23 protein-coding genes are annotated in these 24,596 nt (G+C 72.4%); 8 read left to right on the top strand and 15 right to left on the bottom strand.

Going from position 1 to position 24,596, the window contains the following annotated elements; translation table 11 throughout:
- Positions 1 to 42 precede the first annotated feature (42 nt).
- Entirely contained in the window at positions 43 to 660 is a 618-nt protein-coding gene (locus tag AB0M88_RS06830) for a helix-turn-helix domain-containing protein (RefSeq protein WP_364096511.1), read from the top strand.
- A 12-nt stretch (positions 661 to 672) separates the two neighbouring features.
- Positions 673 to 1,380, top strand: coding sequence for a type II CAAX endopeptidase family protein (locus AB0M88_RS06825; protein ID WP_364096508.1), 708 nt, complete (start codon positions 673 to 675; stop codon positions 1,378 to 1,380).
- On the opposite strand, the gene AB0M88_RS06820 is transcribed toward AB0M88_RS06825, so the two are convergent.
- Together AB0M88_RS06820 and AB0M88_RS06815 are read right to left on the bottom strand one after the other, a co-directional pair.
- A complete protein-coding gene (locus AB0M88_RS06820; protein ID WP_364096505.1) occupies positions 1,372 to 2,208 on the bottom strand; it encodes a helix-turn-helix transcriptional regulator in 837 nt (278 codons plus the stop codon). The two genes, AB0M88_RS06825 and AB0M88_RS06820, sit on opposite strands and share 9 nt — an antisense overlap.
- Before the next feature lies 1 nt (position 2,209).
- Complete coding sequence (locus AB0M88_RS06815; RefSeq protein WP_364096502.1) at positions 2,210 to 2,563, bottom strand: VOC family protein; 354 nt, start codon at positions 2,561 to 2,563, stop codon at positions 2,210 to 2,212.
- Between the two features lie 143 nt (positions 2,564 to 2,706).
- Here AB0M88_RS06815 and AB0M88_RS06810 point away from each other — a divergent pair, with 143 nt between their 5' ends.
- Both AB0M88_RS06810 and AB0M88_RS06805 read left to right on the top strand, forming a co-directional pair.
- Entirely contained in the window at positions 2,707 to 3,192 is a 486-nt protein-coding gene (locus AB0M88_RS06810) for a VOC family protein (protein ID WP_364096499.1), read from the top strand.
- Positions 3,193 to 3,406: 214 nt separating this feature from the next.
- Positions 3,407 to 3,955 carry an AAA family ATPase gene (locus AB0M88_RS06805; protein ID WP_364096496.1) on the top strand — a complete coding sequence of 183 codons (549 nt, stop codon included), beginning with the start codon at positions 3,407 to 3,409 and terminating at the stop codon, positions 3,953 to 3,955.
- A 355-nt stretch (positions 3,956 to 4,310) separates the two neighbouring features.
- On the opposite strand, the gene AB0M88_RS06800 is transcribed toward AB0M88_RS06805, so the two are convergent.
- The 4 genes from AB0M88_RS06800 to AB0M88_RS06785 all read right to left on the bottom strand — a co-directional run bounded on the left by AB0M88_RS06800 (position 4,311) and on the right by AB0M88_RS06785 (position 8,866).
- Positions 4,311 to 4,655 carry a helix-turn-helix transcriptional regulator gene (locus AB0M88_RS06800; protein ID WP_364096493.1) on the bottom strand — a complete coding sequence of 115 codons (345 nt, stop codon included), beginning with the start codon at positions 4,653 to 4,655 and terminating at the stop codon, positions 4,311 to 4,313.
- Between the two features lie 382 nt (positions 4,656 to 5,037).
- Positions 5,038 to 6,888 (bottom strand): SpoIIE family protein phosphatase, encoded by a 1,851-nt coding sequence (locus tag AB0M88_RS06795; protein ID WP_364096490.1) that lies wholly within the window; start codon positions 6,886 to 6,888, stop codon positions 5,038 to 5,040.
- A gap of 183 nt (positions 6,889 to 7,071) precedes the next feature.
- Positions 7,072 to 7,386: a type II toxin-antitoxin system PemK/MazF family toxin gene (locus AB0M88_RS06790; RefSeq protein WP_364096487.1), complete on the bottom strand. Its 315-nt coding sequence runs from the start codon at positions 7,384 to 7,386 to the stop codon at positions 7,072 to 7,074.
- Between the two features lie 64 nt (positions 7,387 to 7,450).
- On the bottom strand, positions 7,451 to 8,866 hold the full coding sequence (locus AB0M88_RS06785; RefSeq protein WP_364096484.1) for a diguanylate cyclase: 1,416 nt from the start codon (positions 8,864 to 8,866) through the stop codon (positions 7,451 to 7,453).
- Between the two features lie 112 nt (positions 8,867 to 8,978).
- Here AB0M88_RS06785 and gndA point away from each other — a divergent pair, with 112 nt between their 5' ends.
- Complete coding sequence (gene gndA, locus AB0M88_RS06780) at positions 8,979 to 10,421, top strand: NADP-dependent phosphogluconate dehydrogenase (protein ID WP_364096481.1); 1,443 nt, start codon at positions 8,979 to 8,981, stop codon at positions 10,419 to 10,421.
- A gap of 177 nt (positions 10,422 to 10,598) precedes the next feature.
- Positions 10,599 to 11,159, top strand: coding sequence for a hypothetical protein (locus AB0M88_RS06775; protein WP_364096478.1), 561 nt, complete (start codon positions 10,599 to 10,601; stop codon positions 11,157 to 11,159).
- A 65-nt stretch (positions 11,160 to 11,224) separates the two neighbouring features.
- Here the strand turns inward: AB0M88_RS06775 and AB0M88_RS06770 are convergent, their stop codons facing one another.
- Positions 11,225 to 13,519: a bifunctional diguanylate cyclase/phosphodiesterase gene (locus AB0M88_RS06770; RefSeq protein WP_364096475.1), complete on the bottom strand. Its 2,295-nt coding sequence runs from the start codon at positions 13,517 to 13,519 to the stop codon at positions 11,225 to 11,227.
- A gap of 76 nt (positions 13,520 to 13,595) precedes the next feature.
- Complete coding sequence (gene pgm, locus AB0M88_RS06765) at positions 13,596 to 15,236, bottom strand: phosphoglucomutase (alpha-D-glucose-1,6-bisphosphate-dependent) (protein WP_364096472.1); 1,641 nt, start codon at positions 15,234 to 15,236, stop codon at positions 13,596 to 13,598.
- A 127-nt stretch (positions 15,237 to 15,363) separates the two neighbouring features.
- Between pgm and AB0M88_RS06760 the strand changes: the two genes are divergently transcribed.
- On the top strand, positions 15,364 to 17,016 hold the full coding sequence (locus tag AB0M88_RS06760; protein WP_364096469.1) for a copper resistance protein CopC: 1,653 nt from the start codon (positions 15,364 to 15,366) through the stop codon (positions 17,014 to 17,016).
- Here AB0M88_RS06760 and AB0M88_RS06755 read toward each other — a convergent pair.
- From AB0M88_RS06755 to AB0M88_RS06730, 6 genes are all read right to left on the bottom strand, one after another.
- Positions 17,013 to 18,569, bottom strand: coding sequence for a molybdopterin-dependent oxidoreductase (locus AB0M88_RS06755; RefSeq protein WP_364096466.1), 1,557 nt, complete (start codon positions 18,567 to 18,569; stop codon positions 17,013 to 17,015). The genes AB0M88_RS06760 and AB0M88_RS06755 overlap by 4 nt on opposite strands.
- Positions 18,569 to 19,207, bottom strand: coding sequence for a fasciclin domain-containing protein (locus AB0M88_RS06750; RefSeq protein ID WP_364096463.1), 639 nt, complete (start codon positions 19,205 to 19,207; stop codon positions 18,569 to 18,571). Before AB0M88_RS06750 ends, AB0M88_RS06755 begins: the two co-directional genes overlap by 1 nt.
- 70 nt (positions 19,208 to 19,277) lie before the next feature.
- A complete protein-coding gene (locus AB0M88_RS06745) occupies positions 19,278 to 20,012 on the bottom strand; it encodes an anti-sigma factor (protein ID WP_364096460.1) in 735 nt (244 codons plus the stop codon).
- 46 nt (positions 20,013 to 20,058) lie between these two features.
- Positions 20,059 to 20,679 (bottom strand): ECF RNA polymerase sigma factor SigK, encoded by a 621-nt coding sequence (sigK, locus tag AB0M88_RS06740; RefSeq protein ID WP_364096457.1) that lies wholly within the window; start codon positions 20,677 to 20,679, stop codon positions 20,059 to 20,061.
- 208 nt (positions 20,680 to 20,887) lie between these two features.
- Positions 20,888 to 21,604, bottom strand: a complete 717-nt coding sequence (locus AB0M88_RS06735; protein WP_364096454.1) for a DUF1775 domain-containing protein — start codon at positions 21,602 to 21,604, stop codon at positions 20,888 to 20,890.
- 69 nt (positions 21,605 to 21,673) lie between these two features.
- Complete coding sequence (locus AB0M88_RS06730) at positions 21,674 to 22,390, bottom strand: sulfite exporter TauE/SafE family protein (protein WP_364096451.1); 717 nt, start codon at positions 22,388 to 22,390, stop codon at positions 21,674 to 21,676.
- Between the two features lie 135 nt (positions 22,391 to 22,525).
- Between AB0M88_RS06730 and AB0M88_RS06725 the strand changes: the two genes are divergently transcribed.
- Entirely contained in the window at positions 22,526 to 24,013 is a 1,488-nt protein-coding gene (locus AB0M88_RS06725) for a reverse transcriptase family protein (RefSeq protein ID WP_364096448.1), read from the top strand.
- Here the strand turns inward: AB0M88_RS06725 and AB0M88_RS06720 are convergent.
- On the bottom strand, positions 24,003 to 24,575 hold the full coding sequence (locus AB0M88_RS06720) for a DUF5134 domain-containing protein (protein ID WP_364096446.1): 573 nt from the start codon (positions 24,573 to 24,575) through the stop codon (positions 24,003 to 24,005). The genes AB0M88_RS06725 and AB0M88_RS06720 overlap by 11 nt on opposite strands.
- Positions 24,576 to 24,596: the final 21 nt, after the last annotated feature.

The raw sequence follows: 24,596 nt of genomic DNA, 5'->3' as shown, positions 1-24,596 counted from the left end.
AGTTCGAATTTCAATAGCGCTCGTTGGTGATATTCTCGGCCGATGCCGGACCGCTGGGATGTCGTCGCGACGTTGGTCGATCCATCCCGGCGTGCGCTGTTTGACTATGTTCGGCGCCAGGATCACCCGGTCGGCCGCGAGGAGGCGGCCGCCGCGACCGGGGTGTCGCGCGGGCTGGCCGCGTTCCACCTCGACAAGCTGGTCGAGGCCGGGTTACTGGAGGCGCGCTACGAGGCGCCGGCCGGCCCGCGCGGCCGGGGGCGCACGCCCAAGGTCTATCGGCCCCTCGGCGAGGTGGCGATCACCATCCCGGCGCGGCGCGACGACCTGATCGCCGACGTGCTCGCGGCCGCCTACCTCTCACACCGGCCGCCGGACGACGTGGCGTTCGACCAGGGCACCGCACACTCGGTGGCCGACCTGGCGGCGCTCGGGTTCGAGCCCGACATCACGGACGACCTCATTCGCCTGAGGAACTGCCCGTTCCATTCGCTGGCCGCCCGGCACGGGTCGCTGATCTGCGGGATCGCGCTGTCGTTCGTCACCGGCATGGCCGGCAGTTCGCCCGGCTACGCGGCGATTCCCGACTCCTCGCCCGGCGGGTGTTGTGTCGCACTTCGGCGGACGCCCCCGCCGTCCTCCCCGCCGGCCGGCGGGTAGCGTTGCCCGGCGATGCCTATCTCGCGACGACGCCTCCTCCTGGTCTTCGGTGCTGTGCTGGCGATACTGGCCGCGGTCAACGTGGCCGACAAATACGGGCCCCGGCACACCGGGCTCGTCGCGGGACCCCTGGTCGCGGCCGGGCTGGTGCTCCTCGCCCGGCAGGCCGGGCTCGGTTGGCACGACCTCGGGCTGTCCCGGCGCACACTGCTCCCCGGCCTGAAGTACGCGGTCGGAGCCGTGCTCGCGGTGGCCGTCGTCTACGGGATCGGGATCGCCCTGCCCTGGACGCGGCCCGCGTTCCACGACGTGCGCTACCACCTGCACCTCGGGGCGGCGCTGCTGACGGCCTTCATCGTCGTGCCGATCGGGACCGTACTGCTCGAAGAGGTCGCGTTCCGCGGCGTACTCCTGGGTCTGGTGCGCAAGCACCGGGGGGCGACCTGGGCGAGCGTCACCTCGTCGGTCCTGTTCGGCCTGTGGCACATCCTGCCGTCGCTGCGGCTCGGACAGGCCAACCAGGCCGTCGGGGCCGTGCTGGGAGCGTCGCGCATCTGGCCGGTGCTCGGGGCCGTGGCCTTCACGGCGCTGGCCGGGCTGCTGCTGTGCGAACTGCGGCGGCGCAGCGGGAGCCTGCTCGCGGCGGCCGCGCTGCACTGGGCGACCAACGGGCTGGGGCTGCTGCTGGCCGCCGCCCTGGCCACGACCCGGCTAGCCTGACAGTTGGGCCTTGATCAGCGCGTTCGTCGCGAACTCGTCGAGGCAGGACCGGCTCAGGCGATCGAATCCGGCCCGCCAGTGGCGCACCTCGTCCGGATTTTTGATGTAGTGCTGCTGGCCGAAATCCTCGGCGTAGACGACGTCGAGCCCGGGGGCGTCGCGGAACCCGAGAATGGCCATCGAGGCGCCCAGGAACGGGTGCTCGCCCGCGGCGTAAGGAAGGAGGCGCAACGTCACCGACGGCAGTTCCGACAGCTCGATCAGATGGCCGAGCTGTTCGCACATGACCTGCGGACCGCCGATCTGCCGGTGAATGACCGACTCGTCGATGAGCGCCGACAACTCGATCGGATGGTCGCCGGTGAGACGGCGCTGCCGCTCCCGGCGAATGGCGACCGACCGCTCCCCGGACGCCTCGGGATGAACCGAGAAGAGCGCCCGCATGTACGCCTCGGTCTGCAGTAGCCCTGGAACGACATCGGGCTCCCAGTTGAGCACTTCGGACGCCTCGGACTCCATCGCGATGTAGGAACCGGGACGGACCACATCACGGTATTCGGACCACCACGCCTTCTCCCGGGACGCGCGGGCGAGATTGAGCAGTTCCTCGCGGTAGGCCTCGTCGTGGACCGAGTAGAGGTCGAGCAGATCGCGCACATCGCGGGGCGTGACCGAGACCCGGGCCGTCTCGATGCGGTTGGCCTTGGCCGCGTGCCACTCGAACCGGCGCGACACCTGCTCCTGGGTCAGGCCGGCGGCCTCGCGGCACCGCCGGAGCTCGGCGCCCAGCCGCCGGCGCCGCAGTGTCGGACCCTCGTCGACGGGCACGCTACCCCCTTCGGGCTTTCGAAAGATCGAGCAGGCACACGGGATTTCCGTACGGATCCTCCAGCACCGCACATCGTCCCACGGGAATATCGAACGGCGCTGTCCTTGTCACCGCTCCCCGCTCCGCGTAGGTAGCGACTGCGGACAATACATCGTCGACCAGGTAGTGCACGTTCACGTCGGACGGCAACGCCATCGTGTGCAGCACGATCTCGGCGTCGGTCTCCGGCATCCCCAGCGCGACCGACGATTCGTCCTGCCACAGCCGGCGCAGATCGAAGACCCGGGTGTAGAAGGCGGCCGCTTCCTCGAGATCCCCGACCGGCACCATGACACAGTCGATCTTCTTGATCATTGTCCCGCCTTCTCTCTCGGATTTTCTCCCTTGTCGCGGTCGGGCTTTCTCCCGTGTTGCGGTCGGGCTTTCTCCCGTGTTGCGGTCGGCTTTCTCCCTTATTGCGGTCGGGAACTGACCGTATGAAGCGCGAGGATGGCGGCATGATTCTTCTTCCCGACCAGACTGTGCCCACCGGCAGTGCGGTGGTCAACCCGTTCGTGATCGTCGACGACGCGGCCGGCTTCGTCGACTTCGTGGCCGGGGTATTCGACGTCGCGGAGACGCCGGAGGCCCGCACGCCGATGCCGGACGGCAAACTCATCCACGCCCAGCTGCGCCTCGGCACGGTCGACCTGATGGTCGCCGACCGGCTCGACGGCTGGCCGGCCCGGCCCGCGCTGCTGCAGGTGTGGGTGCGCGACGTGGCGACGGTGCTGCGGCGGGCGGGTGACCGGGGCGCCCGCACGGTCACCGAGCCGACCCCGTTCTACGGCGAGGCGACCCTCGGCCGGATGCTCGACCCCTGGCGGAACATCTGGTGGCTGTACGCCCCGGCACCCGGCCAGCCCGACCCGAAGCCGCACTGGGAGGGCGGCTCCGACAAGGTTTTCACCACGCTCGACGCGGCCCTGCGCGAGCTAGGTTGATCCGCGAGGCCGCGCAGCAGCCCGGCCCGATTGGCGCCGAGCGTCGGGATCACACCGACCAGCCGCGGGCGGCGTCCCTTGCCCGGGGCCGTGATGATGGCGGCCATCTCGATCGGCAGCCTCGCGCTCGGCGCCACTACCTACTCGACCGGGCTGATGGTCGGACAGGCGATCGGCGCGGCGGCCGGCCGTGATCGCACGGTAGGGTGCCCGAATGGCAGTATTTGTCCACCTCAACGGCCCGCCGGGCATCGGCAAGTCCACACTGGCCGGGCTCTGGGCCGGCCGGCACCCGGGCACCCTCAACCTGGACGTCGACACCCTGCACCTCCTGGTCGGCGGCTGGCAGGACGAGCAGACCGACACCTGGCCGGCGGTGTGGTCGCTGATGCGGGCGATGGCGGCGACCCACCTGGACGGCGGCTATGACGTCGTGCTGCCGCAATATCTGGCGAGCGCCGACGAGATCGCGGGCATCGAGAAGCTGACCCACGACCATGGCGCCGACTTCCGCGAGGTCATCCTGCTCGCCGACCGCGAGGCGGCGATCGAACGCTTCACCCACCGAGCCGAGACCAGCGACGACCCGTGGATCCGCCACCACCACCGGCTCCTCGAACAGAGGGGTGGCCCGGCCGCCCTGGCGAAGATGCACGACGACCTGCTCGACGTCGTCCGCCTGCACCCGGAGGCGGTCGTCGTGCCGAGCACGGCCGGAGCGGTGGACGAGACCTACGACCTGCTCGCCGAGGCGCTGAAGTAGGCCGCACCGGGGACGAGCCGGCCCTGCCTCGCCGGGCGCGGACTGACGCCGCCGAGTAAGGACCGGCCCGTAGGCGCACCGGCTGGCGGTCCGGCGGCCGAGTGCGGCCGCAGGATCGCGGGCCGCCAGGTGCGGGTCGCGGCCAGGTTGCGGGCCGCCGGATACAGATCGCGGGCCGGGAGCTGCTGACGGCAGTCCCAAGTGGTGGGCCTGCGGGCCGCGCGGGTCGGGGCTGCTGAGCGCAGTCCTCCGTCGTGGGCCCGCGGGCCGCACGAGTCGTGGGCCGGCGGGTGAGCGGCGGGCCGGCGGCACCACCCGCGGTGGCTGGTGGCCTTCCCCTGTGGGGCTGGGGTCCCTAGGCCGGGCAGCTGCGGGCCGGTGGTGCCGCCGGGCCTCGGCGGACGGCCGGGTAGACCTCGTCGAACTTGGTCAGCCAGCGGATCTGCTCGCGGGGTGGGACCCCGCACCCCCGTAGGAATCCGACCAGCGTGTCGCGGCGGGGGACGCCCCCGGCCGCGCTGATGAGGTTGTGGACGGTCGCCCGGGAGATCGGCGTGCCGGCGTCGCGGCTGCGGCGGGCGACGCTGTCTAGTGAGCGTCGGCGAGCGGCCATCAGCGCCCTCAGGCGGTGGGCGAACTCGGTCGGCGTGGCGGCGCCGGTGGGATCCGGCGGCACCGTCTGCATCGTTGCGGCGGTCATCAAACCTCGCCTCGCTGTGACTGGCCTCCATGGCCGGAAGTCCCGGCCACCGCTGAGCTTTGTTCGACCACCAGGCCAGAACAAGGACGCAACTGCGAACCACTTGGGAGGCACCCGACACCGTTGTCAGCGCGGAAAACGGCTGACGAGCGAAGCCGTACTTCGGCGAAGCTCGAAGCAATGAAACCGTGGGCGGGCGGGCCCGGGGGCCGGGAAACCGCAGGATGACCTGCGGCCGCGATTTCGAGCTGTTTCCCGGGCCAGTGGGCGCGGGGGCGGCGCGACGACGACGGCGGTGGCTGATCCGCCCGGACCGCCCCGGTCGTCCTTTTCGGTCACCAGGCGACCGCGGGAGGTCACCACGTCGTCGGTGGCGGGAGGCTCAGCCGCGGTTGAGGTAGCCGCGCAGGTCGCGGGTCGCGCCGGTGGTCGGGCGGACGGCGAGGATGCACGTGTCGTCGTCGGGGTTGGCCTGGCGGAGGCGGGACAGGACCTGGCCGAGTGGCTGTTCGGGCGAGGCGCGTACGGCGTCGTCGACCGCGGCGATCACGCTGGCCAGGCCGTCGTCGAGGCCGCGGCGCCGGTGTTCGACCAGGCCGTCGGTGTAGAGCAGGAGCAGGTCGCCGGGGTGGAAGTCGAGGCGGGCGGTCGGGTAGGCGGCGTCCTCGACCACGCCGAGCAGCGGGCCCGATGGGCGGCGCAACGGCGCGGTGCGGCCGCCGCGGCTCAACAGCGGAGGCGGGTGGCCGGCCTGGGCCCAGAGCAGCTCACGGCGTACGGGATCGAAGCGGGCGATGACCGCGGTGGCCGACAGTTCCGGGGTTTCCCGCTCGAGGTCGCAGACCAGTTGGTTGAGGTGGCCGAGCAGCGTGCCCGGGTCGCCGGTCGTCACCGACAGCGCGCGCACCGCGTGCCGCAGCTGGGCCATCGTCGTCGCCGCGGGTGTGCCGTGACCGGCCACGTCGCCGATCGCCAGCAGCACCGAGCCGTCGCGCAGTTCGGCCGCGTGGTACCAGTCGCCGCCGACCAGGCCCTCCTGGCCGGCCGGCAGGTAGCGGACCGCGACCTTGACCCCGGGCAGCTCGATCGGCCCGTCGGGCAGCGGCAGGATGATGCGCTGCAGCTCGCCGGCCATCTTGTGCTCGGCGTCGAGGGTGCGGCGCTGCTCGTCGAGCTGCCGCTCGACCTCGGCCAGGCGCCGGGCGCCGGCCTCGGAATCGGTGACATCCTGGACGATGCCATAGACCCGCAGGGGGTTGCCGGCCGCGTCGCGGACGGCGTCAGCGACCGTACGCAGGTGCTTGATCCGCCCGCCCACCCGCATCCGGGTCGTGATGTCGATCGTCTCCTGGCGCTGGAAGGCGTGCAGCGCGGCGACCCGGAGCGAATGGTCGTCGGCCACCGCCATCGCCTCGCCCTCCTCGATGCTGTGCGGGCCGAGGTCCGGGTCGCGCTCGTAGATCCGGTAGAGCTGCGGCGACCAGTAGATCTCGCCGCTGACCAGGTCCCACTCGCCCCAGCCGAGGTTGCCGAGGCGTTCGGTGCCGGCGAGGCGCTCCGCCGCCCCCGGCCGCTCCCCCGCCTGCCGGATCCAGTTGACCACCAGGCCCTGGCCGAGCCGGTGCGCCCGCACCGAGAACGTGGCGTCGCCGACCCGGAACGGGGTGACCTCGGCCGGGCACCCGGTGTCGAGAACGGACTCGTAGGCCGTCCACCGCTCGCTGCCGACCACGCCCGGCAGGGCGCTGACCCGGGTGCCGATCAGGCGGCTGCCGCGCAGACCGTTGACGGCGACCGCTTCGGGGCTGGCCGCCGCCCAGATCAGGTCGGTCAGGGCGCCGCGGTCGTCGCGCTCGGGGACCAGGAACGCCGTCATGCCGGGCACGACGTCGAGGACCCGTTGCACCATGGCCAGCCACGGCTCGAACCGGCGGAACGGGGCGACCGGCGGCGCCAGGCCCGGGCCGTCCAGCGCGGTGTCGACCATCCGGGGCAGCGATTCGGGCAGACCGGCCGGGTCGGCGGTGTCGAGCAGGCGCAGCACCGACGCCGCGACCTCGGCCACCGCCTGGTGCCGCTCGCCGGCCGTGCGCAGCAGGTGCCGGTGCGCCTCGGCGACGCGGCAGCGGGCCCGGCCGGCCAGCAGACCGACCGCCCGGTCGATCGTGCCGCGCTCGGCCTCGCCGTCGGCCGGGCGTAAATGGCCGACCGCCTCCGCATAGACGCCGTTCACCTTTTCTTCCTCCCCAGGACGGATGCGGTTCCTGCATACGCCGTGGGCCGGAGGGGGCGCATCAGCCGATCATCCGGACCGGGCCCGGACCTGCGGTGTCTTACCACACAGGTCACCCGGCAGGGCGTCAGCCGATGGAGTGCGTCGAGGGTTTGCGATCTCTCAGATCTCGACCTGAATCTCTTAGATCTCGAAGAGATCGCGCATGGCCTCGGTGAGCCGGACCATGCTGGCGCCGGTCACCATGCCGAGCCGCTCGGCGCCGACCGCGGCCGGCAGGCGGCGCATCCGGTTGACCACGACCACACCGGTTATCGGGTCCTGCTCGCTGAGGGCGATCGCGAACGGCGGCAACTCGGTCGCGCCGCGCTGGCGGACGATCGGGGCACAGAACGGAGCGGCGTTTTTCCGGTCGTTGAACATGTCGCCGGAGAGCACGAGCACGCGGTAGCGCAGATCGGTGCGGTCGCCGATGGTCCAGATCTCGCCGCGCCTCATCTCGTGCCGGACTCCAGCAACTGGGTTCCCGTCGGCATGGCTGGAAGAGTACGCCGCCCGGATCTTAACCGGCGCGCACCCCCGCCCGGTGTCGCTGCTTCGCCGCGTACATGGCCTGGTCGGCGCGGGAGATCAGTTCGTCCGGTCCGAGCGTGCCGTCGGAGACGACGGCGCCGATGCTGGCACCGACCGTGACCTGCTCGCCGGCCAGCCGGAACGGGGCGGCGAGGGCGTCCTCGACGTGTGCGGTGAGGCGGCGCGCGGTCTCGTCCTGCTCCCCCGGTGCGGAGCTGAGGACCAGGAACTCGTCACCGCCGTACCGGGCCACGGTGTCACCGGCCCGCAGGCCGGCGCCGAGCCGGGCCGAGACCCCGGCCAGCAGCTGGTCGCCGGCCTCGTGGCCGAGCCGGTCGTTGACCTGTTTGAAGCCGTTGAGGTCGCAGAAGAGCAGGACGACGGCCGGTTCGCCGCCGCGCTCGGCCCGCAGCTCGGCGGCCAGCCGGGCCAGCAGCTCGGCCCGGTTGGGCAGGCCGGTGAGCTGGTCGTGGGTGGCCTGGTGGCGCAGCCGGTGTTCGGCCTCCTGGCGCTGCTTGGCGAGCCGGCCGACGCGGATCATGACCAGCGGCGTGACCAGCAGGCTGCCGATGGTCAGCAGCGGGCCGTCGGCCGGCAACCCGAGCATCTGCCGGACGCCGGCGGCCACCGGGTCGGCGAGCAGCGCCAGCCCGAGGAACAGCAGGCGGCCGGTGGTGAGCTGGTCGGCCGGGGCCCGGCCGGGACGCATCAGCTCATCGACCGACGGCGAGAGCATGGCCAGGCCGACACAGCCGTACGCGACCATGAAGATCACTTCGATCGCGCCGCCCCGGCCGGTGACGATGTTGCCCTGGAGGCGGGCCAACAGGGTGTTGGCGACCAGGGCGAGCACCAGCGCGGTCAGGAACCAGCCGACGGTCGGCTGCCGGCGGTCGGTCAGCCACAGTCGCAGGAGGGCCCCGAGCACCCCGGCCAGCACCAGGATGCTGACCAGGATCGCGGTCTGGTCGCCGGTCGCCGCGCCGAGCTCCCGCAGCCTCGGATACAGCAGCGTGGTCCAGGCGAGCCCGCCGACCGCGACCGCGGCCACCGAGAGGTCGAGGATGCCGCCGATGTCGTTGCGGCCGCGCAGCAGAACCAGGGCGATCGCGGCCGCGAGCAGACAGCCGTGGCCGATCGTGACGCACATCTCGGCCATGCCGGTCAGCCTGGTGCCGCCGAACGCGTTGACCGCGTTACCCAGCGAAAGAACCGCCATCGCGGCCAGCAGGAGCGCCCACGGCGCCCGGGCCCCGCGCGGCGCCCGGCGCAGCACGAGGAGGATGGGCGGAAGATTGAGAGCGGCCGAGACGAAGTAGGTCACGGCCCGGGCGTCCGAAGCGAGGAACGGGTGGGCGAGGGTCGCCAGGCCGGTCACGGCCACGAACCACCGGCGTCCGTTCATCACTCCCCCGCACATCGGCTGATTTGGGATCGGAATGAGAGATCGAACCGTGATCATCAAGATCCCGTAAGAATGAACGCGTAGTCCGCAGAGTCAGGGAAGGACGTCAGTCATGTCCGAGAAGGCACAGATCGGAGTCACCGGTCTCGCGGTGATGGGGCGCAACCTCGCGCGCAACTTCGCCCGGCACGGTCACACGGTCGCCGTGCACAACCGCTCGTACGGCCGGACCAAGGAGCTGGTGGACGCCTACGGGCACGAGGGAACCTTCCTGCCGGCCGAGACGGCCGAGGAGTTCGTGGCCAGCCTCGAGCGCCCCCGCCGGGTGATCATCATGGTCAAGGCGGGTGGCCCCACCGACGCGGTCATCGACGAGTTCGCGCCGCTGCTCGAAGAGGGCGACATGCTCATCGACGCCGGCAACGCGCACTACCTGGACACCCGTCGTCGCGAGGCGGCCCTGCGCGAGCGCGGCCTGCACTTCGTCGGCACCGGCGTCTCGGGCGGCGAGGAGGGCGCGCTGCACGGCCCGTCGATCATGCCGGGCGGGTCGAAGGAGTCATACCAGGCGCTGGGACCGCTCCTGGAGGACATCGCGGCCAAGGCCGACGACGGCGAGACCTGCTGCGTGCACGTCGGCCCGGACGGGGCCGGCCACTTCGTCAAGATGGTGCACAACGGCATCGAGTACGCCGACATGCAGCTCATCGCCGAGGCGTACGACCTGCTGCGCCAGGTCGGCGGGCACTCGCCGGCCGAGATCGCGGATGTGTTCCGGGGCTGGAACGAGGGCCGCCTGGGCTCCTACCTGATCGAGATCACGGCCGAGGTCCTCAAGCAGACCGACGCGGCGACCGGCAAGCCGTTCGTCGACATCGTGCTCGACCAGGCCGAGCAGAAGGGCACCGGCCGCTGGACCGTGCAGGCCGCCCTCGACCTGGGCGTGCCGGTCAGCGGCATCGCCGAGTCGGTGTTCGCCCGGGCGCTGTCCGGCGGCGCCGACGTGCGCAAGGCGGCGGCCGACGCGGGGCTGCCGGGCCCGTCGGCAGGCGCCGGCGCCCACGCGGGCAACCTGCAGGACGACGTCGAGCAGGCGCTGTTCGCGTCCAAGATCGTGGCGTACGCGCAGGGCTTCCAGCAGATCCAGGCCGCGTCGGCGGAGTACGACTGGGAGATCGACCCGGGCGCGATGGCCAAGATCTGGCGGGCCGGCTGCATCATCCGGGCCAAGTTCCTCGACTACATCAAGCAGGCGTACGACAAGTCGCCGTCGCTGGCGACGCTGCTGGTCGACGACTACTTCCTCGACGCGGTGAGCGGCGCCCAGGACGCGTGGCGCCGGGTCGTGGCGACAGCGGCGGCGCAGGGGATTCCGGCGCCGGGGTTCGCGTCGGCGCTGGCCTACTACGACGGGTTGCGGGCCAAGAGGCTGCCGGCGGCCCTGATCCAGGGGCAGCGGGACTTCTTCGGGGCGCACACCTATCACCGGGTGGACAAGGACGGCTCTTTCCACACGATGTGGGCGACCGACGAGCGCAACGAGGTCGACGCCTAGAGCAGGACATCGGACGCCCGGCCGGGATATCCCCGGCCGGGCGTTTCCTGTCTTTGCCACGTCGAGTCTTTGCCACGTCGAGCCACCCCCTAGGCAAGAGACGTCCGGTCTCTTGACTAGTAGTCATGCTCTGAGGGAAGCTTTTCCCCCGCGCCACCGACAGGCGCGGAAGCAACCATGACCAACACCCGCACGCAACACCGGATCCACCAGATCGCCGTCTGGCCGCTCGGCGGCGGATATTCGGGCCGTTTCCGCCGCGACCAGGCCCGGCTCGACTACCGGTCGGTCAACGTACCCGACGACCTCGACCCCGGCGCACTCCTGGACAGCCCGCTCGCGCCACTCGCGTTGTGGTCCCAGAAACCACCCCACGACCTCGTAGAACGGGTCGCCGACCGGATCGCCACATCCGGCCCCCTCGAGGAACAGCTGGTCCAGATCGAGCTGGGTATGCTCGTGGGAGGTCCACTCGCCGCCCAGGTTCTCGAAGCACTGCGAAGGAGAGGCATGAACGACGTTCTCGAGCAAACGGAGTCGGGCCGCGAGATCGCTCGCCGGAACCGGGAGCAAGGCTTGGAGCAGGGCCGCGTCGACGGGATGCGGGCGGTTCTGCGGGCGCGATTCGGCGACCTCAGCGACCTGGATGACCTCGCCCGGCGGCTGGCCGACGCCGACCACGACGGAAACATCGCCCGCATCGTCGGCGGTGCGACCTTGGCGGAACTACGTCCGTGAGGTTGGCGCGCTGATCACGCCGTACGGGAAAGGGCTCGGTCCGATCGGACCGAGCCCCTTTCTCTCTAGGCCGCCGGCAGCACCGGGACCGCCATCAGGGCGCCCGCCTCGCCGGCCGGCAGGGGCCTGGCCATGAAGAAGCCCTGGCCGAGGCGGTAGCCCATGTCACGCAGGCGGTCGAGCTGGGCCTCGCTCTCGATGCCCTCGGCGACCGCCGACAGCTGGAGGTATTCGGCCAGCTGGGCCACCGCCGCCGCCACCGCGAGGCGGCCGCGGTCCTCGCCGTCGGCGATGCCGTCGACGAATGACTTGTCGAGTTTCAGGACGTCGACCGGGAAGGCGCGGAGCAGGCTGAGCGACGAGTGGCCGGTGCCGAAGTCGTCGAGCGCCAACCGTACGCCCATCTCGTGCAGCGCCTGCAGGGTCTCGCGGACCTGGCGGCCGTCGGCGACCGACGACTCGGTGACCTCGAGGACCAGGTTGCGGGGCAGCAGGCCGGTCTCCGAGAGGACCGCGGCGACGTCGTCGACGAAGCCGGGCTCGCGCAGCTGGCGGACCGCGACGTTGACGTTGATCGCCTCGATCGCGCCGTCCCCGTGCTCGCCCTTCCAGAAAGCGAGCTGGGAGCACGCCTCGCGGAGCACCCAGGCGCCGAGCGGCACGATCAGGCCGGAACGTTCGGCGACCGGGATGAAGTCGCCCGGCGAGACGAGGCCGCGGACCGGGTGCCTCCAGCGGACCAGCGCCTCGACGCCGTGCAGGCGGCCGGTGACGATGTCGAACACCGGTTGGTAGAGCAGGAACAGCTCGTGCCGGATGATCGCGTTGTGGAGTTCGCTGCCGAGGCGGGCGTGGTTGACGACCTCCTGGCGCATGCGGGGCTCGAAGCGGACCCAGGCCGCCTTGCCGGCTTCCTTGGCCGCGTACATGGCGATGTCGGCGTTGCGCAGCACCTCGTCGGCGCCGTCGCCCGGGCCGGCGATGGCGACACCGACGCTGGCGTTGGCGAGCAGGTGGTGTTCGCCGACCGTGAACGGCTCGGCCAGGGCCTGCTGGATGCGGGCGGCGGCGTCCTCGGCGTCGGCCGCCTCGTCGAGCGAGAGCAGCACCGCGAACTCGTCGCCGCCGAGGCGGGCCGGGAGCTCGCGGACCGCGCTGTTGTTCCGCAGCCGCTGGGCGACCTGGTAGAGCAGCTGGTCGCCGAGGGCCGGGCCCATCGTGTCGTTGATCATCTTGAAGTCGTCGATGTCGATCAGCAGCACGGTCACCGGCTGGTGGGAGTCGAGCCGCTCGGACAGCACGCTGCCGAACCGGGTGCGGTTGGCCAGCCCGGTCAGCGGGTCGGTCATCGCCAGCTTCTCGAGCTCGGCCTGCTGGGTGCGCATGCTGTCGGCCAGGCGCCGGTTCTCGCGCAGGCCGAGCAGCTGACGGGACACGACCAGGAAGGCGATCAGCACCGTGCCGATGATCACGCCGCGCTGGCGGGCGGTCATCTGCTCGAGCGAGACGGTGACGACCAGGCCGGCGGTGGCGGCCACGGCCAGGAGCGGCAGCGCGCCGTGGGCGGTGCGGTTGCGCGGCGACCGGGTGGCCGGCGGGCGGCCGAGCATGCGGCGCTGGCGGTACGCGGCGGCGGCCATGGACAGCGCGGCCAGTGGAAGGGCGAGCGGCGACAGCCACATCCGGCCGGTTTGACCACCGGCGACCAGCATCGTGGCGGTGGCGATCCCGACCGCCGGGCCGGCCGCCAGGATCCGCAGCGAGAGCGGGTCGACCGGGCGCTCCGGGCTCATCACGGCCGCCCCGATCAGCACCAGGGCGAGCAGGCCGGCGACCGCGACACCGGCGGCGCCGCCCCGGGTCGACTGCGGGGTGCCGGCCGGACCGAGGTCGAGGACGACGTACCAGAAGACGAGGGCCCCGCAGACCGCGACCGTGGCGCCGTCGATCAGCAGGCGGGCCCAGGCGAGCGGCCCGCGCCGGCCGAGTGGCAGGTAGCCGTAGGCCGACATCGCCATCAGCACGCCGAGCACGGACGGGGCGGCCACGAAGATCGAGAGGCCGGGATCGGCGTTGTGGCGCACGATCGCGACGACCGAGGCGATCAGCAGCACGATGCCGGCGTGCGAATAGCGGCGCCAGAAGCCGCGGACCGGCCGCGGCAGCATGATCATCGAGCCGATCCGCTGGCAGGCGACCGTGCCGGCGAGCAGCGCGACCGGCCCGGCGAGCAGGCCCACGACGACTCCGCCCGGGCGACCAGCGGCCAGCCAGGCGATGACCGCCACGGTTGTGGCCGCCGCGGCCAGCACCGGGGCCAGGCCGGCCGTCCGGCCGCCGGCCACCACGCGTTCACTCATCGGCGTCCTACGGCTCCCGGCTAGTCGGTATGTCTGCGGCATACCTGTCGGCCGGAAGCCTTCGGAGCTGAGAAGATCAGCCCTTCAGGGCGGCCGACACCACGGCCCGCGCCTCCTCTTGGATCGTGGCGAGGTGGTCGGGGCCCCGGAACGACTCGGCGTAGATCTTGTAGACGTCCTCGGTGCCGGACGGCCGGGCCGCGAACCAGCCGGTCTCGGTCGCCACCTTGAGACCGCCGATCGCCGCGCCGTTGCCGGGCGCGCTGGTCTGCACCTGGGTGATCGGCTCGCCGTCGAGTTCCTTGGCCGTGACCGCCTCGGGCGAGAGCTTGGCCAGGACCGCCTTCTCCTCGCGGGTGGCGGGCGCGTCGATCCGGGCGTACGCGGGCTCGCCGAACCGGCCGGTCAGGTCGCGGTAGTGCTCGCTCGGGGTGCGGCCGGTCACCGCGAGGATCTCGGACGCCAGCAGGTCGAGCAGGATGCCGTCCTTGTCGGTGCTCCACGGGGCGCCGTCGCGTCGCAGGAACGACGCGCCGGCGCTCTCCTCGCCGCCGAAGCCGACCGAGCCGTCGCGCAGGCCGGGCACGAACCACTTGAAGCCCACCGGCACCTCGAGCAGCGGCCGGCCCAGGTCGGACGCGACCCGGTCGATCATCGAGGAGGAGACCAGGGTTTTGCCGACCGCGGCGCCGCCCGGCCAGTCGGCCCGGGAGGAGAACAGGTATCGGATCGCGACGGCGAGGTAGTGGTTGGGGTTCATCAGGCCGGCGTCGGGGGTGACGATGCCGTGCCGGTCGGCGTCGGCGTCGTTGCCGGTGGCCAGCTGGAAACGGTCCTTCTGGGCGATCAGCGACGCCATCGCGTACGGCGAGCTGCAGTCCATGCGGATCTTGCCGTCCCAGTCGAGCGTCATGAAGCGCCACGTCGGGTCGACGTCGGGGTTGACCACGGTCAGGTCGAGGCCGTGGCGTTCCGCGATCTCGCCCCAGTAGGCGACGCTGGCGCCGCCGAGCGGGTCGGCGCCGACGCGGATCCCGGCGTTGCGGATCGCGTCGAGGTCGATCACGGCCGGGAGGTCGTCGACGTAGTTGGCCAGGAAGTCGTAGCCGCTGATCTTGTCGGACGACCGGGTGTTCGCCGCGCTGACCCGCTGCACGCCGCGCATGCCGTCGGAGATGAGCTGGTTCGCCCGGTCCTGGATCCACTTGGTGGCGTCCGTGCCGGCCGGGCCGCCGTCCGGCGGGTTGTACTTGAAACCACCGTCGTCGGGCGGATTGTGCGAAGGCGTCACGACCACGCCGTCGGCGAGGCCGGAGGCACGCCCGCGGTTGAAGGTCAGGATCGCGTGCGAGACGGCCGGCGTCGGCGTGTATCCGTCGCGGCTGTCGATCAGCGTGGTCACGTCGTTGGCCGCGAACACCTCGAGCGCGGTGATCATCGCGGGCTCGCTCAGCGCGTGCGTGTCGCGGCCCATGAACAGCGGGCCGTCGGTGCCCTGCTCCCGGCGGTATTCCACGATCGCCTGACTGGTCGCCGCGATGTGGTCCTCGTTGAACGCGTTGCGCAGGCTCGAACCGCGGTGGCCCGAGGTGCCGAACGCGACGCGCTGGGCGACCGCCGACGGATCGGGGTGCTCGGTGTAGTAACGCGAGACGACCCGGGGCACGTCGATCAGATCACGGGGCTCGGCCGGCTGGCCGGCACGGGGATCGGGCATGGGACCTCCTCGGGGCGATGATCTCCATGGAGCGTATAGATACCGGATGCCCCCAGCATCCGGCCGGCAGTTGAACCTTTCCCGTTCCTTATCCGAACTACCCCGTGTGACACGAGCCCCTATAAACTTGAAAAAGCGTCAAGAGGGGCGCGTACTGCTGCTTTTGCTGATCGCGCTCGGAGCTCTGTTCGCCCCGGCGAGCCCGGCCAGCGCCCACGCCGCGCTGATCGGTTCCAACCCGGCGCCCGGAAGCACCATCGGTGACTCCCCCACCGAGATCACGATCACCTTCAGTGAGCACGTCAGCGTGGTCGAGGGCAAGGTCATCGTGCTCGCGCCGGACGGCAAGAAGATCTCCGGCCCTCCGAGCGTCACCGGCGACGTCCTGCACATCCCGGTCCGCAAGGCGGCCAAGCCGCTCGGCACCTACCTGGTCAGCTACCGGGTGATCTCGGCCGACACCCACCCGGTCGGCGGTGCCGTCACCTTCTCGGTCGGCGCGCCCTCGGCGACGCCGCCGCAGGCTTCCGACACCACCACCCATCGGTCGGTCGCCCTGGCGACGCCGGTCTGGCATTTCCTGGGGTACGCCGGTCTGGTGCTCTCGGTCGGCCCGGCGTTGTTCCTCGCCCTGCTGTGGCCCCGGACGCGGTCCCGCCGCGGGGCGGTCCGGCTGGTCCGTGGCGGCCTCGGGCTGATCGCGGTGGCGACACTGGGCGCGTTCTGGACCCAGGCGCCGGCGAGCAGCGGGGCCGCCCTGTGGGACGTGAGCCCGGTCGAGTTGGGCCAGGTCGCGGCCAGTTCGTTCGGCGCGACCCTGATCGCGCGGCTGGCCGTTCTCGGTCTGATCGCGGCCCTGATCACGCCGGTGCTGCGCGGCACCGCTCCGCGCGGGTTGAAGGTCGCGATGCTGATGCTGGCGGCCGGCGGGCTGGTCACGTGGCCGCTGACCGGGCACCCGAGCGTCGCCCCGCTGGCGCCGGCGATCGTGGCGTCCGACATGGTGCACCTCGCGGCCATGTCGATCTGGCTGGGCGGGCTGGCGACGCTTTCGGTGTTTCTACTCCGGGGCACCCATCCGCGGGTGCTCGGCGTGATCCTGCCGGCCTGGTCGCGCTGGGCGGCGCTGTCGGTGGTGTGGCTGATCGCGGGCGGAACCGTGCAGGCGGTGGTGCAGATCGGGCGGCTCGACCTGCTCTGGAGCACCTCGTACGGCAAGCTGCTCCTCGCCAAGATCATCATCCTGGGCGGGACGCTGCTGGTGGCCTCCTACGCCCGGCGGCTGGTGCGGCGGGCCCAGGTGCCGTCGGCGAGCGCCGGCCGCCTGCGCTGGACGGTCGGGGCCGAGGTGCTCGCCACCGCGGTGGTGATCGGGCTGAGCGCGGTGCTGGTGCAGGTCAACCCGGCGCGCACCACGCCCGTCGACCAGGGCGCGGTGCGCAACCAGGGCGTGTCGGGAACCCTGGCCGGCAAGCTGTACACGCTGCAGTTCAACATCTTTCCGGTCGAACTGGGCGACGACAACACGGTGCACGCGTTCCTCTACACGGCGGCCGGGGCTCCGCTGCCGGCCGAGCAGTGGACGATCACGTCGCGGCTCCTCGGCCACGACGACCTCCAGCCGGTGAGCCAGCCGATGCTCGGGCTCCGGCCGAAGAACCACGCGGCCGGGGCGATCACGTTCCCGTTCCCCGGCACCTACCAGGTCAAGTTCACGATCCGGACGACCGAGCTGGACGAGGACACCGTGACGACGACCATCAAGGTGCCGGCGACCTAACCCACGGTCACGGTGATCGTGTGCCAGCCGGTGGCGCCGCTGGGGAACGGGGTCGCCCGCGCCCCGGTCTGCACGGCGCCGGTACCGTCGGTCGCGCGCACCTTGATCGAATGCGGTCCCTTGGTGGCGCGCCAGGTGTAGCGCCACTGCACCCAGGTGTCGGTCGACGGGACGGGCAGCAGTTCGGCCCGCTGCCAGGGGCCGTCGTCGACGCTGACCTCGACCGCCCTGATGCCGCGCCGCTGCGCCCAGGCCACCCCGGCGACCGTGGTGTCGCCGGGATTCAGGCGAGCGAAGGGCTTCGGCCGGTCGACGCGGGAGGCCGTCCTGACCGGGCCGGCGCGGGCCCAGCCCCGCTTCACCCAGTAGGCGTCGAACCGGTCGAACCGGGTCAGCTCGATCTCGTCGAGCCACTTGCAGGCGCCCGCGTAGCCGTAGAGCCCCGGCGTCAGCATCCGCACCGGAAAACCGTGCTCGAGCGGCAGAGGAGCACCGTTCATGCCGACGACGAGCATCGTGTCGCGGCCGTCGAGGGCGGTGGTGACCGGCGTGCCGATCGTCATGCCCTCGGTCGAGCGGGCCACGATCTGGTCGGCCCGGGGCTCGACGCCGAGCTCGCGCAGCAGCGGCCCGAGCGGCACGCCGAGCCACCGCGCGGTCCCGATGTAGGGGCCGCCGACCTCGTTGGAGACGCAGTTGAGCGTGATGTCCCGCTCGATGAGAGGCCGCTTCAGCAGGTCGTCGAACGACAGCTTGACCTCGTGGCCGACCATCCCGTGAATCCGGAGCCGCCAGGCGGACGGGTCGATCCGGGGCACGGTGAGCGCCGTGTCGACCCGGTAGAACGCGCCGGCCGGCGTGGTGAAGCCGGGCCCGGCTCCGCCTGGCAGCGGCTTCGCCGGGTCGGTGGCGGCCGGCAGTTTGATCGCGGCCCGCGATTTTCCGGCCGCGCCGCCGCGGGACCGGGTCACGAACTGGGCGCCGGCTTCGGCCACGATCGCCCCGCCGGCGACGAGCGCGGCCGCCCGCAGAAAGGCCCGCCGGTCGGCCGCCGGCTTCAGCCGAGGCCGCGTGTCTTGCGGCGACCGGCTTTCTTCCGCCGCCTTCAGCCGAGGCTGCCCGCCGGCCGGCGACAGCCGGCGTAGCAGCCAATGGAGGAGGGCGCCGGCGGAAACGGCCGCGAGCAGGGCCGGCACGGCGTCGAAGGCGGTTGCGGTGGGGCGAGACAGGGCGGCGGCGGCCCCGGCCGCGGCGAGCACGGCGACGCCGGCCGGAAGGAGGAACCGGCGCCACAATGCGGCGATGCCGACGGCCGCGGCGAACACGGCCAGGGCCAGGCCGATGCCGGCCAGGAGGGCGGGTTTGTCGTTGGTGCCCAGCTCGCGTACGGCGAACTCCTTGACCGGAGTCGGGGTCGCGTCGATGACGGCGCCGCCCACCGCGATCAGCGGGGCGGCCCCGGGCCGGGTCGCGGCGGCGAAGAGTTCCGCCACCGCGACCCCCGAGGCCGCCGCCAGCACGCCGGCGGCGGCCGCTTTCCAGCGGTCGGTCATCAGCTCTTCGGCATCAGGACGGAGTCGATGATGTAGACGTTGGCGTTCGCGGTCTGCACGTTGCCGCAGATCACCGTGGCCTTGCCGTCGACCTTGAAGTCCTGGCCGCTGCCGCTGACCATCAGGTCGGCACCCTGCAGGGTCTTGTGGTCACCGGCCAGGTCGGCCGGCGTCAGCTTTCCCGGTACGACGTGGTAGGTCAGGATGCTCGTCAGCGTCTTCTTGTCGGCCAGCACCTTGTTCAGCGTCGCCGAGGGGATCTGCTTGAACGCGTCGTTCGTCGGCGCGAAGACCGTGATGCCGTCGGCCGAGTTGAGCGAGTCGACCAGGCCGGCCTTCTTGACCGCCGAGACCAGGGTCGACAGCAGCGGGTTGCCCGACGCGGCCGTGGCCACCGGCACCTGGGCCATCGACTGGAAGCTGCCCTTGTTGGCCGGGTCGGCCGGCACCGCGGAACAGCCGGCGCCGAAGTTGGTCATCATCGCGTCGGAAGAGGGCGCCATCGACGGAGCCTCCGTGGTCGGCATCATGCTCGGGGCCGACGCCGCCGCGCCCGAGTCGTCGTTGCTGCCGCAGGCCGCCAGCGAGATCGAAAAGACGGTCGCGGCGGCCACCGCGGTGAGCTTGGTTGCACGCATGGTTCGTTCCTCCTCATTAGGTACTTTCACCCTTGATTCGGTACGAACCACCGCGCGGATTGGTGCGATCTCAGGTCAATTTGACGTCGCCGACCATCGGCAGCGTCGGCGTGGCCGAACCACCGTGGTGCTCGACCGTGACGCCGACTTCCGACGAACCGGGCAACCCCTCGACGACCTGCAGAACGTGCGTCTGGCCCGGGTCGAGAGTGCCGGCCGGTGCCGCGTTCGCGCCGTGCAGCGTCCACAGCTCGAAGACCCGGTCCTCCGGCGGGGCCTCCGAGGCCGTCAGCAGGATCACGCCCGCGTCCTGCAGAGTGGACGACGCGACGGTCACCTTGCCGCCGGTCGTCAGGTCCCTCTGCCGTACGACCAGGTCGGGGGCGGCGAGGATGGCCCGCACCCGGTCACTGCCGGAACGCGCGGCCTCGGCGAGCGCGCGCTCCTGGCGTACGCGATCCTCCTGAACCACGAACACAGCCGTGCCCGCCGTCACCGCCGCGACCACCGCGGCGGCCGCGGCCGTCAGGCGGAGCCGCAGCGAGCCGGACCGGCGGGACCGGGCCGGAGCGAGCGGCGCGACCTGACGGGTCGTCGCGATCTCGGCCAGCACGTTGTCCTTCAGCGAGGGCGGCGGCACCGACCAGGTGCCGTCGGCCAGCCGGGCCGCCGTCGCCTGCAACTCGGCCACCTCGACCCGGCAGGCGTCGCAGTCACGCAGATGCCGGTCGAAGGCGGCCCGCTCGACGTCGTCGACCGCGTCGAGCGCGTAGGCGCCGACCAGCGCATGGATCTCGTCGCTCATGCTGACACCTCCGTGCGGCCGTTCACCGGTCCGTCGACGCGGGCGATCATGCCGTCACCCCCGCGCCGAGGCAGTCCCGCAGGCGGATCAGACCGTCGCGCATCCGGGTCTTGATGGTCGGCAGGGGCGCGTTGAGCAGCTCGGCGACCTGCGGATAACTGTGGCCCTGGTAGTAGGCGAGGGTGACCGCCTGACGCTGCAACTCGGTCAGGACGTCGAGGCAGCCGCGCACCTGCTGGCGTTCGAGACGGCCGGAGACCTCCTCGGCGACCACGTCGTACGGGGTCTCGACCGAGGCCGCACCGGCCCGCAGCACCCGGTCGGCCGCCGCCTGCTCGGACCGCACCCGGTCGACCGCCCGGCGATGCGCGATCGTGAAGACCCAGGCGGTCGCCGAACCGCGCGACGCGTCGAAGCGGGCCGCCGTGCGCCACACCTCGACCAGCACTTCCTGGGCGACTTCCTCGGCCTGCGCCGGGTCGCGCAGGACCCGCCGGATCAGGCCGTAGACCCGGGGCGCGACCAGATCGTAGAGCCGGCCGAACGAGCTCTCGTCGCCACGGGCGACCGCCCGCAGCAGCTCACCGGGGTCGGCCGGGCCCGCCGGGTCGGGTGGGGGCACCGGCCTCAAGTGCTCCGGCCGGCGGCTGGTGCCGCGCTCCGCCATGGGGGTCCGCCTTTCGCCGCTACGTCATTCGGCGAGGGATTCGGCGCCCGGCCGGCCGCGGATGGGTCCCACTTTTCCACGTCCCGGCGGCGCCGGATAGGCGGCGGAGCCGGCCCGCCGGCTTCTTCGTGCCGGCCCGGGGACGGGACGGGCTCTTCACGCCAGCCCGGCGCACGGGTTCTTCACGCCGGCCCGGCGCACGGGTTCTTCACGCCGACGCGGTCCGGCGTCGCCAGAGCAGCAGGCCGGTAACGGCGGCGATCAGGACGACGGCCGGGACGATCCACCAGACGGCGCCCGATCTGCCGGATTCGACCGGGTCGGCCCGGTCGGCTGCGGCCGTGGAACTCCCGGCGGCGGCCGGAGCGGCGCTGGTCTCGGCCGGGGCACTCGGGGCGGCGCTCGGGCCGGCGCTCGGGGCGGCGGTCGGACCGGCCGGCTCGGCGGCGGCCTTCAGCTTGATCGTCGGGGCCGGGTGGTCGGGTTCGGGCCGGCCCGCCTCGGGCAGTTCGATCCAGCGGGCGATCTCGCCGTCGCCGTAGGTCTCGAGCGTCTTGAACGACAGCGTCGTCGCGTCGGCCGGGAGCTGCGCCAGCCGGACCGCGAACTCGGCGTCCTGCCCGACCTTCAGCGCCGGCCCGGCGACCGTGAACCCGTCCGCCGCCGCCGTGAACTTCCAGCCCGTGGGCGCCTTCACCAGCCGCACGCCGGCCGGCGCGATGCCGCTCGGCAGCACGACCCGCTCGGACCGGATGCCCGCACTGCCCGACTCGGCCTCGCCATGGAAGGTCACCGTCACGTCGCGGGCCCCGGCCTGCGCCTTGTCGGCCTCCACCTCGACGTGAGCGAACGCGGGTGCGCCGGCCAGGCCGGCCCCGAGCACTCCCACCGACACGGCGACGACCACGCGCGCGCTGAACGCCATACCGTTGATCTCCTTGATTGGACGGTTTTCGAGTAGTCGCCGCACCGGCCGCGGAAGTTCCCGGCGACATCACAGGCCGGCGAGAAACAGGATGCCGGCGGCGACCAGGCCGATCTCGACCAGGAGCACGAAGACCCGGTCGCTGATCCGTCCGACGACCCTCTTGCCCACCCAGACTCCGGCCAACGTGGCCGGAGTCAGCGCGGCACCGTAGAGCAGGACCTTGCCGGTCAGCAGGTCGCCGGCGCCGTAGGCCGCGATCTTGGACAGGTGCATGGTGAGCGCACCGGCCGCCTCGGTGCCGATGTAGGCGGCGCGTGTCAACCCGTACGCCAGGAAGAACGGCCCGGTCAGCGGCCCGACCGAGCCCAGGAGGGCCGAGCCCAGACCCGAGGCCGCCCCGACCGCGGCGAAGCTGGGGTCGGCCGGCTTGCGGGGGTGCGGATTCCACCGCCGCCAGACCACGACGCCGATCAGGAACGCGCCGAGCAGCCGCTGGAGTGCCCCGAGCGGCGCGTGCGCGAGCAGCAGTCCGCCGGCGACCGCGAACGGCACCGCGCCGGCGGCGAACCAGCCGATCAGCCGCCATCGCAGCTCCCGCCGGTTGAGCCAGACCCGGAACCCGTTGCTCGACACCTGCGTCAGCGTCAGCATCGGCACGGCCACCCGCAGCCCGAACAACGCGGTGAAGACCGGCAGCAGCAACACCCCGCCACCGAAGCCGGCCACCGCCGACAGAAGCGCCAGTCCGAAGGCGGCCACCGATCCCAGCGCGAGCGTCGTCATCCGCCCAGCATGCAACCGGCCGTCACGGCTGGACCGAGGTCCTTATGCTGCTCGGATGGCAGCGTGTCCCGAGCTGACCGTCGCGCGTCTCCGACGTGCCGAGGGTCTCTTCGGGGTACCCCCGAGGGCGAGCGATTGACCACCGCAGCGCATCGCCGGCGCGCTTCCGCGCTTCGCGCAGTCCGGCGCCGGCACGACCGGGAATCGTCGGGGCACGCTGCCTTCGCCCCGCGTAAGCAGCCGCGGGGCCACGTCGCGGCCGCCCTGGCCGACGCGCTGCTCGCCGTCGAGTGGCGGCGCGACGCGATGCTCGAGGCCGTCCGGGGCACGGTCGGCGGCCGGCCGCGGTGGCGGCGGCGGCTGGTTTCGGAGGTGCTCCGGGCCTATCCGCATCAACCGGCCGACCGGCCCCGCGAGTTGAGCCGGTTCCTGCTGAGCCTCGGCCGGCAACCAGGGCGAGACCCGCAACCAGGGCGAGACCCGCAACCAGGGCGAGACCGGCAAGCCGCCGGGCGAGACCGACCGGCCCCCGAACAAGGCCGGCGGGGCGGAGAAGCGGAGGCGCCGTGGGGCGGCCTCGTGGAATGGGCCGTCATCCGGCGGCGGCTCGTGGTGCCGACCCGGGCCGTACGGATGCGATGGGAGCTGCCCGCCCTCGGTGACCTGGCCGAGTTGGCCGCGTTTCTCGGCCTGGACGGCGACGCGCTGGACTGGTTCGCCGACCGGCGGGAGATCAACCGCTACGCGCGGGACGAACGGCTGCGCCACTACCGCTACACCTGGCTCCCCCACCGGCTGATCGAGGCGCCCAAGCCCCGGCTCAAGGCGATCCAGCGGCTGCTCCTCGAGCAGATTCTGGCCGTGGTGCCGGTGCACGAGCGGGCCCACGGTTTCGTTCCCGGCCGCGGGGCGCACACCTTCGCCGCCGGGCACGCCGGGCGGGCCGTGGTGGTGAGCCTCGACCTGCGGGCGTTCTTCTCCAGCGTCACCGCGGCCCGGATCTACGGGCTGTTCCGCGGCGCCGGCTATCCCGAACCGGTCGCCCACACCCTGACCGCGCTCACCACCACCCGCACTCCCGCCGCCGTCCTTCGGGCCGCCCCCGATCCCACCCTGGCCGCCCTGCTGCGCACTCCGCACCTTCCGCAGGGCGCTCCGACCTCGCCGGCTCTGGCCAATCTGTGCGCCTACCGGCTCGACCGGCGCCTCGACGGGCTGGCCCGCGCCTCCGGCATGTCCTACGGCCGCTATGCCGACGACCTGGCTTTCTCCGGCGACATCGAAGGGGGAAGGGTACCGGCCCGGCTCATCGCGACCGTCGAGCGGATCGTCCTCGAGGAGGGCTTCCGGGTCCGGCCGGACAAGACCCACGTCGGCCGGCGGTCGCAGAGCCAGCGGCTGGCCGGGCTGGTGGTCAACTCGCGCCCGGCGGCACCCCGCCAGGAGTACGACCGTCTCCGCGCGATCCTCCACGACGCCGCCACCAACGGGATCGCCGCGGCGAACCGGGACGGCCACCCCGACTTCATCGCCCACCTGACCGGCCGGGTCGCCTGGGTCGGTCACGGGAACCCGGCCCGGGCGGCCAAGCTCCGGCGTCTCCTGGACGCCGTCAGGCCATAGCGAGCAGCGCGAGCCCCATGCCGGCGCTCATCAGCCCGTGGCAGAGCGCGGACCAGCTCAACGGCCGCGGCCCGGGCGCCGGCGTGGTCGCCAGGCCGCCGAGGCGCAGGCCGCGCGCGAACCACCAGACCGCCGCGACCACCAGGTAACCCCCGAGCAGGCCGCTGATCAGGCCCGCCGTGGTCAGCCGGCCGGCGCCCCCGGACATCGCCATGCCGTCCATGGCGACCGGGGACGCCTGGGCCGGCATCGTCGCACCCATCCACGCGCAGGCCGCCATCGACGTCGCGAACAGCCCGAGCACGACCCGCCGGCCCGCCGACCGCAGCGCCCGCACGGCGAACCAGCCGGTCGAGGCGGTGAACACGGCGACCCACACCGGGGCCGGGACGACGCGGCCCCACGGCCAGATCATGGCGACCATCGCGAGGCCCATCACGAGGTGGACCGCCTCGGAGACGCGCTCGCCGCCGAGGGCTCGCGGCACCCGGGCCAGGTGGTAGGCCGAGGCCACGACAAAGGCCGCGGTCAGCACCCACCGCAGCGATTCGAGTCCGATCACGAGGCCTCCCCGTCGTGTGCC

It is taken from the genome of Actinoplanes sp. NPDC051411, from assembly GCF_040682075.1.
Taxonomy (GTDB): domain Bacteria; phylum Actinomycetota; class Actinomycetes; order Mycobacteriales; family Micromonosporaceae; genus Actinoplanes.
The sequence above is the reverse complement of the archived record's forward strand: the minus strand, read 5'-3'. Positions and strand labels throughout refer to the sequence as shown.